This is a genomic window from Kitasatospora sp. NPDC057936, from assembly GCF_042887525.1.
Lineage (GTDB): Bacteria > Actinomycetota > Actinomycetes > Streptomycetales > Streptomycetaceae > Kitasatospora.
In genome coordinates this window covers 1-14,699 of record NZ_JBHVPD010000065.1, presented here as the reverse complement: position 1 = coordinate 14,699, position 14,699 = coordinate 1, and the positions used below count along the sequence as shown (strand labels likewise).

The window sequence follows — 14,699 nt, the reverse complement described above, 5'->3', positions numbered from 1 at the left end:
GACAGGAGATGCGCGTCACCCTGCTCACCGAGGGGACGTATCCGCACCAGCACGGCGGCGTGAGCGTCTGGTGCGACCAGCTCGTTCAGGGCATGCCCGACGTGGACTTCGACATCATCGCCGTCACCGGAACCGGTCACGAGCCGCTCGCCTGGGAGCTGCCCGCCAACGTCCGGTCCGTCACCACCGCACCGCTGTGGGGCCCGGCCGCCGAGGCCAGGGCGCCGCGCGGCAGCGAGATGCGGCGCTTCCTCAACGCGTACGAGCGCTTCCTGCACTCCATCCTCGACCCGGTCTACACCACCCACTTCGGCACCGAGCTGTACGGCTTCGCCGACCTCGCCCGGCGCGGACTGCTCAGCCCCGCGCTGCGCAGCGAGCGGGCCCTGCGCACCCTCCAGCACGTCTGGACCCGCGACTACCTCCCCACCGCCGTCTCCCGGCCCACCCTCCACGACGCCCTGAACGCGACCGACCTCCTGGAGCACGCGCTGCGCCCGCTGTCGGTCGAGCCGCCGACGGACGGCGTCGCCCACGCGGCCAGCGGCGGCCTGGCCACGCTCCCGGGGCTGATCGCCGCCCAGCAGTACGGCGTACCGTTCCTGCTCACCGAGCACGGCATCTACCTGCGCGAGCGCTACCTCGGCTACCGCACCGGCCCGTACCGCTGGCCGGTCAAGGCGCTGCTGCTCGGCTTCTACCGGATGCTCGCCGAGGAGAGCTACCGGCAGGCCGCCCTCGTCACCCCCGGCAACCGGTACAACCGGCGCTGGGAGGAGCGCGGCGGCACCCCGTCGGAGAACATCCGGACCGTCTACAACGGCGTGGACCCGGCGGCCTTCCCGCCCGCCGGACCCGAGCCGCAGACCCCGACCCTCAGCTGGGCCGGCCGGGTCGACCCGATCAAGGACCTGGAGACGCTGATCCGCGCCTTCGCCATCGTCCAGCGGGAGATCCCCGAGGCGCGACTGCGGCTCTTCGGTGGCACTCCCAAGGGCGGCGAGGCGTACCGGGACGGCTGCATAGCCCTGGCCGCCGAGCTCGGCATCGCCGACTCGGTGGCCTTCGAGGGCCGCGTCGCCGACATCACCGACGCGTACGCGGCGGGCAACGTGGTCATGCTCTCCAGCATCAGCGAGGGCTTCCCGTTCACCCTCATCGAGGCGATGTCCTGCGGCCGCGCGACCGTCTCGACGGACGTCGGCGGCGTGCGCGAGGCCGTCGGCGACACCGGCCTGGTCGTCCCGCCGCGCGAGCCCGAGCCGATGGCCGCCGCCGCGATCGAGCTGCTGCGCGACGCCGAGCGGCGCGGGCGGCTCGGCGAGCAGGCCCGGCTGCGGGTCATCGAGCAGTTCACGCTGCGCCAGAACATCGACGGCTTCCGGGGCATCTACACCGAGCTCCTCGGCACCGCCCGCTGGATGCCCGAGGGCGTGGTGGCCGTCGGCGACGACGTCCCGACCGACTGGGACCAGCAGCTCGCCGTCGCCCGGCCCCAGCCGAGCGAGGTGGGGGCGTGAACGAGCGCAGCAAGAGAACCATGAAGAGGTGCGCGTTCCGCGAAGCGGCCGCCGAGTGCAGCGAGGTGGGCGCATGAGCGGTCCCATTCGCCTCGTTCCGGACGAGGCCGGCGCCGACCGGACGATGCAGCTGCGCACGCTGCCGCGGGGGCGCCGCCGCCCGGTCCTGCCGGCCCAGCCGGCGCCCGAGGAGGAGCTCGGCCTCTCCGCGGACCCGCTGGACGAACTCGCCGAGCGGCTGCGCGACGTCTGCGCCGACGCCGTCCACCCCTTCGAGATCGCGGCCTTCCTGGAGTCCGACGGCCTCTCCGACGAGCAGGCCGCCCTCCTGTACGGCCGCCCCGACGCCTTCACCGTCGCCGAGGAGCTGTTCGAGAAGGTCGAGCGCCGCTACCCCGGCCCGAGCTCCGAGTTCGCCAACCCCTGGCGGGCCGACCCCTGGCGCTGCGTCGTGCGCGGCCTGGTGTTCGCCCTGCCCGGGCTCGGCTACCTGCTCGGCGCCAACCTGTTCGCGGCCACCCGGATGCGTTTCGGCCTGCCCTCGGGCATGCTCGCGCTGACCGTCGCCACCGTCGCCAGCTGGGCCTTCAACCAGGCGCTCGCGCACCGCGCGTACCGCTGGCTCAGCCGGTTGCGGCGCCGGGACTCCGCGGTCTGCCTGAGCATCGGCGCACCGATCGGCGCGCTGATCGCCTCCGCCGCGGCGTACGTCGTCGGCGGGCCGCTCGCCTCCCTGCTGTTCGCCGCCGGGCAGTCCGCCTACCTGGGCGCGGCGACCGTGCTGCTGGTGCTCGGGCGGGAGAAGTTCCTGCTGCTGGCGCTGGCACCGGCCTCGATCGGCGCGGGCGTGGTGCTCGCGGTGGACGTCCCGCAGGTCGTCCGGACGGTGGTCCTGCTGAGCTCGCTCGTGCTGGCCGTCGGCCTGGCGGTCCGCGAGCTCGTCAACTGCATCCGCGGTGACAAGGAGGCCAAGGACGCCGCCGCGGTCAGGCTGCAGCTCCGTCAGGAGATCCCGCACCTGCTGTTCGGCCTGGCCTGCGGCACCCTCACCCTGATCGCCGGCCTCGGCGTGACCATCCACCAGGCGGTCGAGACCGGCGCCGCGCGGGGCGCCCACACCGCCCCCACCGGCCCGGCCATGATCGCCCTGACGCTCAGCCTCGGCCTCGCCGAGTGGCTGCTCTTCCGCTACCGGGCGATGGCCGTCGCCGCGCTGCGGGTCAGCCACACCTCCGGCGAGTTCGTCCGCCGCACCGGCGGGGTGCTGCTCGGCTGCCTCTTCATCTACCTCACCACCGTGGCCGCGCTGGACGCCGCCGCGACCGTGCTGTGGCCCGGCGCCCCCGCGCTCGGCGTCCCGCAGCTCGGCGCGCTGCTGCTCCTCGGCGGCTCGCTCTGGCTGGCGCTGCTGCTGAACGCCTTCGGGCTCAGCTGGAGCACCGCCCTCATCTGTCTGGCCGCCGCGGGTGCCGAGAGCGCCGGGCTGCTGACCGGTGCGGATCCGACCCTCCTGCAGCTGATCGGCTGCGGGACGGCCGCCTTCGTCCTCACCGCCATCGCCGGGCCCGTGCTCGGCCGCACCACCCAGCACCGCTGAACACCACCGAAGAACACGCACGACCGAACCACGTGCCCGGCCGGACGCACACCGCAGCGCCGGCCGACAACACCACCGGCCGGACCGCGACAGGCCCGGCCGCTCCCCCGAGAAGCAGAAAGCGAATCACGCATGAGCAGCGTCGCCGTCACCGGAGCCGAGGGTTTCATCGGCTCCCACCTCGTCGAGACCCTGGTCGCCGACGGGCACCAGGTCCGCGCGATGGTCCAGTACAACTCCTTCTCCTCGTTCGGCTGGCTGGAGACCCTGCCGAAGGACGTGCTGGACTCGGTCGAGATCATCCTGGGCGACGTCCGGGACCCGGGTTCGGTCATCGACCTGGTCAAGAACACCGAGACCGTCTACCACCTGGCCGCCCTGATCGCGATCCCGTACTCCTACCGGGCCCCGCACTCGTACGTCGACACCAACGTCACCGGCACCCTGAACGTGCTGGAGGCGGTGCGCCACCTGGGCATCCAGCGCCTGGTGCACACCTCGACCAGCGAGACCTACGGCACCGCGCAGACCGTGCCGATCACCGAGGAGCACCCGATCAACACCCAGTCCCCGTACGCCGCCTCCAAGGCGGGCGGGGACCGGCTGGCCGACAGCTACTACGCCAGCTTCGAGACCCCGGTCGTCACCCTGCGCCCGTTCAACACCTTCGGCCCGCGCCAGTCGATGCGCGCCGTCATCCCGACCGTGATCGCCCAGGTCGCCGCCGGCCAGACCGAGATCACCCTCGGCGACCTGCGCCCGACCCGCGACTTCATGTTCGTCAAGGACACCGCGAACGCCTTCCGCACCGTCGGCACCGCGCCCGCCGAGGCCGTGGTCGGCCGGACCTTCAACGCCGGCACCGGCGGCGAGATCTCGGTGGGCGACCTGGTCACCCTGGTCGGCAAGCTGATGGGCGTCGACCTCGTGGTCAAGGAGGACGAGCAGCGCATCCGTCCGACCAACTCCGAGGTCATGCGCCTGGTCGCGGACGCCACCAAGCTGCGCGAGGCGACCGGCTGGGCGCCCGGCTTCAGCCTGGAGCAGGGCCTGGAGCAGACCATCGAGTTCTTCCAGGACCCGGCCAACCTGGCCCGCTACAAGACCGACATCTACAACGTCTGACCCGCCGCACCGATCCAGCCATCTCTGGTTCTCAAGGCTCGTGTCCTGCACATACCTTCCGTGGGGGAAACACCATGCATGCAGTGATCCTGGCCGGCGGTAAGGGCGTCCGTCTCCGCCCGTACACCACCGCGCTCCCCAAGCCGCTCGTCCCGATCGGCGACCAGCACGCGATCCTGGAGATCGTGATGCGCCAGCTCGCCGCCGCGGGCTTCAAGACCGTCACCCTGGCCATCGGCCACCTCGGCCACATCATCCGCGCGTACGTCGGCAACGGCTCCCAGTGGGGCCTGCGCGTCGGCTACGCCGTCGAGGACAGCCCGCTCGGCACCATGGGCCCCCTGCTCACCATGCAGGACCGCCTGCCCGAGCACTTCCTGGTGATGAACGGCGACATCCTCACCGACCTGGACTTCGCCGGGGTGCTCAAGCACCACGAGACGTCCGGCGCTCCGCTGACCATCGCCACCTACGCCCGCCAGGTGAAGATCGACTTCGGTGTCCTGACCACCGAGTCCGGCAGCATCACCGGCTTCCAGGAGAAGCCGAGCATCGACTACCGCGTCTCGATGGGCGTGTACGGCGTGTCCCGCTCCGCGCTCGCCAAGTACACCCCCGGCCTGCCGCTCGGCTTCGACGAGCTGGTGCTCGACCTGCTGGCCGCCAAGACCCCGCCGTCCTCCTACGACTTCGGCGGCTACTGGCTCGACATCGGCCGCCCGGACGACTACGACCGCGCGAACGCCGAGTTCGCGAGCATCCGCCCGGTGCTGATGCCCTTCGAGGCGGGCACCGTCACGCCGTCGGTCACGGAGCTGCCGGTCCCCGCCGCCCGCACTGCGGCGGACACCGACCAGACGCCCGCCACCGCGGGCGCCGAGAGCGACGGACGGGCCGCGTGAGGATCCTGCTTCTCGGCGGGGACGGCTTCCTCGGCCGCCACGCCACCGCCGTCCTGCGGTCGCTGCCCGGTGCCACCGTGCTGACCGCGGGCCGGCGGCCCGCCCACGACCTGCGGCTGGACCTGGCCACCGCCCAGCCCGGCCCGCTCGGCGAGGAACTCGCCGCGCTGGCCCCCGACGTGGTGGTCAACTTCGCCGGCGCGGTGGCCGGCAGCGCGGTCAAGCTGGCCGAGGTGAACGCCCGCGGTCCGGCGGTGCTCTGCGAGGCGCTGCAGCTCGGCGCCCCGAAGACCCGGCTGGTGCACATCGGTTCGGCCGGCGAGTACGGCGTCTGCGAGACGGGCAGCTCGCTGTCCGAGGAGGCGGACGCCCGTCCCGTCGGCGTGTACGGCGCGACCAAGCTGGCCGGCTCCCTCGCGGTGGCCGGCTCGCCGCTGGACGCGGTGGTGCTGCGGGTGTTCAACCCGGTCGGCCCGGGGGCACCGGCGGGCTCGCTGCCCGGCCGGCTCGCCGCCGAGCTGCGCCGGGTGGCGCCCGAGGGCACCGACGGCGTCGTGCGGGTCGGGGACCTCTCCGCCCACCGCGACTTCGTCGACGCCCGCGACATCGCGCGCGCGGTCGGCCTGGCCGCCGCCGCGGACCGTCCGCTCCCCCGGGTGCTCAACCTCGCCTCCGGGCGGGCCAGGCCGGTCCGGGCGATCGCCGACGGCCTGGTCGCGGCGGCCGGCTTCACCGGCCGGATCGACGAGAGCGGGGCGGGCTCCGAGCGCTCGGCCGCGGTCTCCTGGCAGCAGGCCGACGTGTCGGCCGCCGCCCGGGAGCTCGGCTGGCACCCGGAGACCGACCTCGCCGACACCCTGCGCGACCTGTGGCTCAGCACCGGGCCCGGCCCGACCCCGGTCCTCGGATGACCGGGACCACCCCCGACGGCCGCCTGCTGGTGCCGCTGTACGTCCACCCCGCGGTGGACCCGGCGGCCTGGCGGGCGGTCGCCGCCGCCGACCCCGCCAGGATCGCCGCCATCGTGCTCAACCTGGCCGACGGCCCCGGCGAGGTCCCGGACAACGTCTTCGCCGAGGCCGCCGAGGAACTGCGGGCCGCCGGCCTGCCGCTGCTCGGCTACGCCGACACCGACTACGGCCGGCGCTCCCACGCGGCCGTGGTGGCCGACATCCTGACGTACCGCCAGCGCCACGGCATCACCGGCGTGTACCTCGACCAGGTCGCCTGCCACCCGGGCGCGCTGGCGCACTACCGGCGGCTGGCCACGGCGGCCCGCGCGGCCGGCTGCGGCACCGTCGTGTTCGGCCACGGCGAGCACCCCGACCCCGGCTACGCCGAGGTCGGCCTCGCCGACCTGCTGGTCACCTTCGAGGGCACCTGGGACGCCTACCGGGAGATGACCCTGCCCCTGTGGACCGGCCGCCACGCGGCCTCCCGCTTCTGCCACCTGGTGTACGACGTCCCCGCCGACCAGGCAGGGGACGTCACCGCGCTGATCGCCGCCCGACGGGCGGGCGTCAGCGCCGCCGTTCCGGGCTCCGGGGACAACCCCTGGTGCACCCTCCCCCACGGTCTGACCGCCGCTGAACTGACCTGACCAGATCCGGAGTTCGACAACCGTGAACCGCCGCACCCGGCCCTTACCGGCCGCCATCGCCCTCGCCGTCGCCCTGCTGGCCACCGCGTGCAGCAGCTCCGGGGACGACCACGGCCCGTCGGCCGGTGACTCCCCGAGCGAGCCGCCCGCGGCGACCGCTCCCGGCACTCCCGGCACCCCGAGCGACACCGCGCCCCCCGGCGCCCCGGGCACGCCGAGCGCTCCCGACACACCCACGCCGACGCCGACCGGGACTCCCGGGACCCCGTCGGCGTCCGGCAGGCCGTCCGCCCCCGGCACCCCGGGCGGCGGCACCACCGCCCCGCCGCCGTCCGGCGCCCGCTGGCAGCCCGCCCCGGGCCTCGCCTGGCAGTGGCAGCTCGGCGGCGGCGTCGACCAGTCGGTGGACGTGCCGGTCTACGACATCGACGGCTTCGAGAACGACGCCTCGGTGGTCGCCTCGCTGCACGCCAAGGGCCGCAAGGTGATCTGCTACATCAACGCCGGTTCCTGGGAGAGCTTCCGCCCCGACGCGGCCGCCTTCGCCAAGACCCTGGAGGGCTCGGACACCGGCTGGAAGGGCGAGAAGTGGTTCGACATCCGGCAGGTCGACCAGCTCAAGCCGCTGATGGCCGCCCGCTTCGACATGTGCAGGAGCAAGGGCTTCGACGCCGTCGAGCCGGACACCATCGAGGCCTACAACCAGGACAGCGGCTTCCCGCTCACCGGTGACGACCAGATCCGGTACAACCGCATGCTGGCCCAGCTCGCCCACGAGCGCGGCCTGGCGATCGGCCTGAAGAACGACCTGGACCAGATCCCGGCGCTGCTGAACGACTTCGACTTCGCGGTCAACGAGGAGTGCTCGCAGTACGACGAGTGCGACCGGGTCGAACCGTTCGTCAAGCAGGGCAAGGCGGTCTTCCACGTCGAGTACAAGGTCGGCACGGACCAGTTCTGCACCAAGGCCAAGGCGCTCGGCTTCAGCTCGATGCAGAAGAAGCTCGACCTGGACGCGTGGCGCAAGCCCTGCTGAGCCGCGCCCGACGGCCTCCCGTCGCGCGGGTGACCCGGACGGGGGTCACCCGCGCGAAGGTCACTTGACCGCGAGCCAGACGACTCCGCCCAGCACGACCAGGGTGATGACGGCGATCAGCGCGATCACGCCGGTGCGGTTGCCGCTGCTGCGGCCGTAAGTGGAGACGGAGCCGGGGCTCTGCGGCGCGGGGGTCTCGTCGACGAACGCCCGGAACATCTGGGTGCTGCCGGCGGGGTCGTAGTCGTTGTCAGCCATGGCACGGACTCTAACGAATCCGGCACCCGGCCCGACACCCCGGACCCTCGGTCCGGCCCCGGACCACCCGCACGCGCAACGGCGGTACGACGACCACGTGAAGACCGCCCGAAGCCCGGAATGCCGTACGGCGTGATCCTGTTGACTGCGTCCATGACCGGAAACCACAGTGATGCCGCACGCCGGATCCGGCTCGGCGGCTCCGACCTCAGCGTCCACCCGCTCTCCCTGGGGGGCAACGTCTTCGGCTGGACGGCCGACGAGGAGCAGTCCTTCGCCGTCCTGGACGCCTACGCCGCGGCCGGCGGCAACTTCGTCGACACCGCCGACGTCTACTCCGCCTGGGCCCCGGGCAACACCGGCGGCGAGTCCGAGACGATCATCGGCAACTGGGTGCGCAGCCGCGGCAACCGCGACGACGTCGTGATCGCCACCAAGGTCGGCATGCACCCCGAGGCGGGCGGCCTGGGCGCGGCCAACATCAAGGCCTCGGCGGAGGGTTCGCTGCGGCGCCTGGGCGTCGAGCGGATCGACCTCTACTACACCCACCGGGACGACGACACCCCGGTCGAGGAGTTCGTCACCGCGCTGGACGAGCTGGTCCGCGAGGGCAAGGTCCGCGCGGTCGCCGCGTCCAACATCGGCGCCGAGCGGCTCGCCGAGGCGCTGGCCTTCGCCGAGCGCGAGGGCCTGGCCAAGTACGTGGCCGTCCAGCCGCACTACAACCTGGTGTCGCGCGGCACCTTCGAGGGCCCGCTGGCCGACGTGGTCGCCGACCACGGCCTGGCCACCGTGCCGTACTACGCCCTGGCCTCCGGCTTCCTCACCGGCAAGTACCGCCCGGGTGGCCCCGGCGTGGCCAGCGCCCGCTCCGAGGGCGCCGCCCGCTACCTGGACGACCCGCGCGGCCCCAGGGTGCTGAAGGCGCTGGACGTGGTCGCCGCCGAGCACGGCGTCGAGCTCGGCACGGTCGCCCTCGCCTGGCTCGCGGGCCGCCCGACGGTCGCGGCCCCGATCGCCAGCGCCCGCACGGTCGAGCAGCTCCCGCCGCTGCTGGCCGCCGCCGCGCTGGAGCTCACCCCCGAACAGACGGCGCTGCTCGACGAGGCGTCCGCCTGACGGCACCACCGCGCGCCCCCGCGGGCCACGTGCGCGCCGCCCGTACGGGTGGTGACACGCGGCCCGCGGCCGTTTCCGGGCCACCATGGTTCGAGCTCGACCGACCCACCGCAACCCGGGGGCCCGATGTGCCCGACCAACCCGCCCGGAACGGCTTCGCCGTCTCCCCGTCCGACCTGTCCGCCCACGCCGGGACGGTCGACGAACTCCACGCCGGCCTCACCGCCGCCGACGACCCCGCCCGCGACCGCACCGCCGGCGCGCACGCCGCCCTGGCCGGCTGGCGCACCGGAGCCGAACTCCGCGCCCGCGCCGACCGCTGGGACGACCAGGTGGCCGCCTTCGGCGGCATCCTCCACGACCTCGCCCACCGCCTGCGCACCACCGGCGCCGCGTACGCCGCCACCGACCGCGGCCCGGACGCCGAGGAGTAGCGCGGTGCCACCCCGCCCGTGCCGGGCTTCGGCCTCCCGCCCGGCGGGGAGCGGCCGGTGCTGAGCTACGAGACCGTCCGCTCCACCCGCCTCGACGCCCTCACCACCGCCGCCGAGGAGTGGACCGCCCTGCGCGCCCGCTACCTCGGCCTGCGCGACCGGCTCGACGGCGAGATCGCCGGCCCGCTGGCCGAGGGGTGGGACGGCGAGGCGGCCACCGCCGCCCGCGCGCTGATCGCCGAGGTGGCGGGCCAGTTCACCGCCGCGAGCCAGGAGTCCGCCGACCTCGGCACCCTGCTGGCCGACGCCGCCGGCCAGTTCACCGACGCCCAGCGACAGCTCGTCCGCCTGGCCGACGAGGACGCCCCCGCCGCCCACCTCCGGGTCTCCCCCACCGGCGCCGTGACGGACGTCCACCCGCTGCACGACGACGAGTCGGCCCGTCACCAGCCCGAGTACCGGTCGGTCTTCCTCCCCGAGCGCCACCGCGTGATCGCCGAGCTGGCGGGCCGCATCGAGTCCGCCCGGCGCGCCGCCACCGAGGCCGACGAGGCCGCCGCCTGGGCCCTGCGCTCGGCCCCGCCCGTCCCGGGGAACCGCCCGTTCGGCCCGGACGGCTGCCACTCCCTCGCCCAGGCCCGGCAGGCCCGCGCGGACCTCGGCGCCGCCCTCACCCTGGCGGCGAAACGCGCCGCGCTCACCCCCGACGAACTGACCCGCCTCGACGCCCTGCTCTCCGCCCACGCCGACGACCCCGCCTTCGCCGCCGGGTTCGCCACCACACTCGGCCCGCGCCCCGCCCTCGAACTCTGGCGAGACCTCAACGACCCAGCGCTGTCCGCCACTTCGGCCGGCGGGCGGGCGGACGCCCTGCGCCGCCTCCAGTCCTCCCTCGGCACCGTCCTCGGCACCGCCACCCACAGCACCGACCCGGCCATGCGCACCTGGGAGCAGGAGGTCCTGCGCCTCGGCCCGAAGCAACTGGCCCGCGCCGGCGGCGGCCCGATGCCGACGGGCTACCACCTGATGAGCGCCCTGCTGCGCTCCGGCCGGTACGCCCCCGGCTTCCTCGCCGCCTACGGCGAGGGCCTGCTGGCCACCGAACGCGGCGCCAGGGTGCCCCCGCAGCTGCTGTGGTGCCCCGACGGCACCGAGCCCGCCTGGGACCACCTCGGCGAGGGCCGCGGCGGCGACCCGGTGACCGGCTTCCTGGCCGCCCTGGCCCACCACCCGGCCGCCGCCACCGCGTTCCTGGACCCGGGCGACCCGCGGCGCGGCGACCACCTCGCCTACCTGCTGCGCGAGCGCCGCTGGCCCGAGGAGCTGGTGGCCGGCGCCCACGTCCGGGGCCACCACGCGCTGGGCCTCGCCGTCCAGGCCGCCGCGACCGGCGGCCACCCGGACGGGTTCCACGCCCACAGCGCCGCCCAGGCCCGGGTGATGCGGGACACCATGACCCTGCTGGACGCCGGCATCGGCCGCGAACACCTCCCGCCCGGCCTGCACGCCCCCGTCGCCGCGGCCCTCGCCGACTACGCCGCCGACACCCACGCCGTCCTCTCCGGCACCAGCCGCTCCGCCAAGGACCACGCGGCCGCCGCGGCCGCCGGCGTGTGGACCGACGAGCGCACCGGCGAGGTCCGGATGGCCGTGGAGAAGGGCCCGCTGATCCGCGCCCTGCGCGGCCTCGCCGACCTCCCGGAGGCCCACCACCTCGTCCAGCAGGCCGAGTTGACGCACATCGCGGAACGGATCGGCGCTCTCCCGGCCGGCACCTCCGAGCCGGAGTGGAAGGGGCTGCTCGCCAACTCCGCGGTCGCCCTCGGCGTGCTCGACGCCGTCCAGGCCGACGCGGTGCTCGACCAGCGCGACGACGCCGCCAAGGTCGCCGCCTGGAAGGCCAAGGGCCTGTACACCGGCCTCGACGCCCCGCTGAAGCTCGTCCCCGGCCCCGGGCTCGGCGAACTGACCCGGCGGGTCCTGGCGGCCGGCATCGCCGACTGGCAGAGCGGCGCCCTCGATGCCATCGACGCCGCGGCGGCCGGCCGGATCGAGCGCAACACCCTCACCGGCCCGGACGGCCGCACCGGCCACGAGGGCGTGACCGCGATGGTCGAGCAGTGGCGGCGCGAACACGGCCACCCGGACCCGGACGGCCTCGCCGCCGACTGGGACAAGCAGCAGCTGCGCGCCGTCTACGGCACCGGCCGCACCGACGCCGCCGCGGCCCTCGGCCGCTCCGGGGGCTGACCCCACCGGGAACGCGACGGGCCCCGGCGGTACGAACCGCCGGGGGCCCGGAGCCGGCCGTACTACGGCCGACCGAAGTGGGTCGGGTAGTACCCCGCGTTCAGCGTCGAGATCCGCACCGTCCTGCCCGGCCGCGGCGCCTCCACGAACGTGCCGCCGCCCAGGTAGATCCCCACGTGGTGGATCCCCGAGGCGCGCCCGCTGTCCGACCAGAACACCAGGTCACCGCGGCGCAGCTGCCCCGCGCCGATCGGTGTGGTGGCGGCGTACTGGTCGTCGGCCACCCGCGGCAGGCTTATCCCGCTGCGCCGGTACGCCTGCTGGACGAGTCCCGAGCAGTCGTAGCCGGACGGCCCGTCACCGCCCCAGACGTACGGCTTGCCCAGCTGGGCGAGCGCGTAGTCGACGGCCGACTCCGTGCTCCCGGAGGACGCGCTCCCGGAGGAGCCGCCGTCGGAGGACGGCCGCGACGGCGCCGGGCCGGAGTCGCCGGACCGGCCGGTGCGGTTCAGGTAGACGTCGTAGTGGCTGGTCCAGCGCCACTCGCCGCCGGAGTTCTTGAACCAGTACCGCTCCCCGTCCCAGCCCTGCCGCAGCCCCGCGGACGCGGCCTGGCCGTTGGACCCGGACGACCGTCCGCCGGTGTCGGCCGAGCCGCCGGAGCCACCGGACTTGCCGGGCTTCGCGGACTGGCCGGTGCGGCTCGCGTAGACGTCGTAGTGGCCGGTCCAGCGCCACTCGCCGCCGGAGTTCTTGAACCAGTACCGCGATCCGTCCCAGCCCTGCTTGCCGGCCGCGGCGTGCGCGGATCCGGCGCCGGCCGTCAGACCGACGACGCCGGCGCCCGCCAGCACCGTGGTGGCCAGGCAGGTACTTCGCACGGCGCGGTGTATTCGGCTGCCCCCGGCCGCCGCCCCGGAGCGGGCGGTGCGCGGACGGGCCGCGCAGTTCGGGCAGCCGCAGCCCGCGATCGCGGGGATGCTGCCGAGGCTCTCCTCGAAGCCGATCGTCCCGAAGTCGGCGTCGACGTCGGCGACGGCGGTCCCGGGGCCGGCGTACGCGCCGGTGGCTATCCTCATGCGGGTCGTCCTTCCTTCCTCCCGGCCCGGGCGGCCGGGGACGGTACCGAGGCGGCCACTCCGGCCGGCGCGACGAAGGCGACCAGCAGCTGCTCCATCAGGGCGCTGCGGGCGGCCTCGTCCAGTTCGTGCGCCGTCGCGCGCTCCAGCCGGCGGACGGCGAGCGCCGCCGCCTCGACCGCGTCGTCCACCAGGACCGTGCGCAGACCCGCGTCCAGGTCGGCCAGCCGGCGGCGACGCATCGACTCGGCGACCTCGGGCGCGTAGTCCAGCGCCAGCGGCTGCACCGAGTACACTTCCAGGCCCGCCGGGGCCGCCTCGGCGGCCAGCGCCCGGGTCAGCTCGTCGGCGAACCACTGCCCGTCGCGCAGCGCGGGCCCGGGGGCCGCGTTGCTGTCGCACGGCAGGGTGGACGCGGTGCGGGTGAGCACCGCCTGGATCTGCTCGCGCAGGTAGCCCTCGTGGTCGTCGATCGCCAGCAGCGCCCGCGCGGTGTCCTTGATCCGCCAGACGACCAGCAGCCGGACGACGATCGGGGTGCCGGTGCGGTCGACCACCTTGGCCGGCTCGCTGCGCCAGTGCCGCAGCCGCACGTCCACCCGGCGGCGGCGCAGCAGCGGGTTGACCCAGACGAGGCCGGCGCGGCGGACGGTGCCCCGGTAGCGGCCCCACCGGGTGAGCACCCGGGTCTCGCCGCCGGCGTTGGCGAGCAGTCCGGCGAGGGCGTAGACGACGAGCAGCCCGGCGGCGCCCACCGCGGCGACCGACAGGACGTCCACCTCGGTCCGGCCGCTCTCCCGCGCGGCGGTGCCGCGCAGGTCGGGCAGCGCGTCCCAGTACGGGACGACTCCGTCGTGCAGGAGCACCGCGAGGACGCCGGCGACGCCGACGAGCACCGCGAACAGCGCCGACCAGCCCGGCAGGACGGTGGCGACGTGCTCGCGCAGCGCCTGGTCGGCGCGCGGGGGGCGGCGGGAGGTCACGGCCACGATGCCGCCGGCCGGGGTGGCGTCCGGGAGCTCGACGGCCTCCGCGGCGGCCGCCTCCAGCGGGTCGCGGGGGTCGGCTCTGCCGAAGGCCGGTCCGGGGACGACCACGAGGGGGGCGGTGGCCTCCCCGCCGTCGGCCGCGGCGGCCGTCCTGGCGGGCTTGGCCAGCGCACTCGCGCCGCTGACGGAACGTTCCGGCAGTACCGGCGGGAACGTCGTGGGCAGGTGGTCGGGTCGCTGCGAAGAATCGCGGGTGACGTCCATGCACGGATCCTCGGGGTCGGTGTGTCGCGCAACGGGCGGCCCGGATCTGACGGGCAGTGCCAGAGTCAGGCTAAGTTCATACGTCATCAAATGCGACATTTGATCCGTCGTGTGTCGACATTTCCTGACGAATCGTCCGAAGTTGACCTGACGCGCAGACACATGATCGATCGGTCGGGGTGATGTCAAGTGGCCGTTGGTGTGGTCTCGGACGTTCCGGCGCAGGTCAGCGCCGTCGGGCACCCGGGCCCCGGGCGAACACCCGGCGGGTGATCAGCCCGATCGCGGCGAGCAGCAGGAGGCCGCCGGCCAGCCCGGTGCGCCACCGGGCGGGCCCGGCCTCGTGGGCCGCCGCCTGGGAGCCGTCCGCCCCCTCGGATGAAGCGGCGGGCGGTGCCGGCAGCGGCCGGGCACTCCCGGCGGGCGCCTGCGCGGCGTCCGCCGGGAGCGGCGCGGCGGCGGCCCGGCGCGGCCCGGCCCCCGCGGGGGCGGATGGGGTCGGAACAGCGGTACGCGACCGGGCGGC

At 74.9% G+C, this 14,699-nt stretch carries 12 protein-coding genes and 2 pseudogenes; 10 read left to right on the top strand and 4 right to left on the bottom strand.

From position 1 onward, the window contains the following. The first annotated feature begins 8 nt into the window (after positions 1-8). From pelF to ACFVU9_RS28970, 7 genes and pseudogenes are all read left to right on the top strand, one after another. Positions 9-1,520 carry a GT4 family glycosyltransferase PelF gene (pelF, locus tag ACFVU9_RS29000; protein WP_380444580.1) on the top strand — a complete coding sequence of 504 codons (1,512 nt, stop codon included), beginning with the start codon at positions 9-11 and terminating at the stop codon, positions 1,518-1,520. Between the two features lie 73 nt (positions 1,521-1,593). Further along, positions 1,594-3,117, top strand: coding sequence for a hypothetical protein (locus ACFVU9_RS28995; protein WP_387598353.1), 1,524 nt, complete (start codon positions 1,594-1,596; stop codon positions 3,115-3,117). Positions 3,118-3,249: 132 nt separating this feature from the next. Beyond that, the gene (locus ACFVU9_RS28990) at positions 3,250-4,242 is read left to right on the top strand and encodes an SDR family NAD(P)-dependent oxidoreductase (RefSeq protein WP_380444582.1); all 993 of its coding nucleotides are present in this window, start codon (positions 3,250-3,252) and stop codon (positions 4,240-4,242) included. Between the two features lie 74 nt (positions 4,243-4,316). Then, positions 4,317-5,018: pseudogene (locus tag ACFVU9_RS28985) on the top strand (NDP-sugar synthase); the annotation flags it as partial. 122 nt (positions 5,019-5,140) lie between these two features. Continuing rightward, positions 5,141-6,055, top strand: a complete 915-nt coding sequence (locus ACFVU9_RS28980) for an NAD-dependent epimerase/dehydratase family protein (protein WP_380442837.1) — start codon at positions 5,141-5,143, stop codon at positions 6,053-6,055. Further along, positions 6,052-6,744, top strand: coding sequence for a spherulation-specific family 4 protein (locus ACFVU9_RS28975; protein WP_380442835.1), 693 nt, complete (start codon positions 6,052-6,054; stop codon positions 6,742-6,744). Before ACFVU9_RS28980 ends, ACFVU9_RS28975 begins: the two co-directional genes overlap by 4 nt. 22 nt (positions 6,745-6,766) lie before the next feature. Then, on the top strand, positions 6,767-7,780 hold the full coding sequence (locus tag ACFVU9_RS28970; protein ID WP_380442833.1) for an endo alpha-1,4 polygalactosaminidase: 1,014 nt from the start codon (positions 6,767-6,769) through the stop codon (positions 7,778-7,780). A 60-nt stretch (positions 7,781-7,840) separates the two neighbouring features. Here the strand turns inward: ACFVU9_RS28970 and ACFVU9_RS28965 are convergent, their stop codons facing one another. Next, on the bottom strand, positions 7,841-8,038 hold the full coding sequence (locus ACFVU9_RS28965; RefSeq protein ID WP_380504023.1) for a hypothetical protein: 198 nt from the start codon (positions 8,036-8,038) through the stop codon (positions 7,841-7,843). A 153-nt stretch (positions 8,039-8,191) separates the two neighbouring features. Between ACFVU9_RS28965 and ACFVU9_RS28960 the strand changes: the two genes are divergently transcribed. The 3 genes from ACFVU9_RS28960 (at position 8,192) to ACFVU9_RS28950 (ending at position 11,841) form a co-directional block, all read left to right on the top strand. Next, positions 8,192-9,157, top strand: a complete 966-nt coding sequence (locus ACFVU9_RS28960) for an aldo/keto reductase (RefSeq protein ID WP_380442829.1) — start codon at positions 8,192-8,194, stop codon at positions 9,155-9,157. Positions 9,158-9,285: 128 nt separating this feature from the next. Beyond that, positions 9,286-9,591, top strand: a complete 306-nt coding sequence (locus ACFVU9_RS28955) for a hypothetical protein (RefSeq protein WP_380499493.1) — start codon at positions 9,286-9,288, stop codon at positions 9,589-9,591. Positions 9,592-9,648: 57 nt separating this feature from the next. Further along, positions 9,649-11,841 carry a hypothetical protein gene (locus ACFVU9_RS28950; protein WP_380504021.1) on the top strand — a complete coding sequence of 731 codons (2,193 nt, stop codon included), beginning with the start codon at positions 9,649-9,651 and terminating at the stop codon, positions 11,839-11,841. Positions 11,842-11,903: 62 nt separating this feature from the next. On the opposite strand, the gene ACFVU9_RS28945 is transcribed toward ACFVU9_RS28950, so the two are convergent. The 3 genes and pseudogenes from ACFVU9_RS28945 to ACFVU9_RS28935 all read right to left on the bottom strand — a co-directional run. Beyond that, positions 11,904-12,920: a C40 family peptidase gene (locus ACFVU9_RS28945; protein WP_380504018.1), complete on the bottom strand. Its 1,017-nt coding sequence runs from the start codon at positions 12,918-12,920 to the stop codon at positions 11,904-11,906. Further along, the gene (locus tag ACFVU9_RS28940) at positions 12,917-14,173 is read right to left on the bottom strand and encodes an SPFH domain-containing protein (protein WP_387598346.1); all 1,257 of its coding nucleotides are present in this window, start codon (positions 14,171-14,173) and stop codon (positions 12,917-12,919) included. Before ACFVU9_RS28940 ends, ACFVU9_RS28945 begins: the two co-directional genes overlap by 4 nt. Positions 14,174-14,399: 226 nt before the next feature. Continuing rightward, positions 14,400-14,699: pseudogene (locus ACFVU9_RS28935) on the bottom strand (hypothetical protein); the annotation flags it as partial.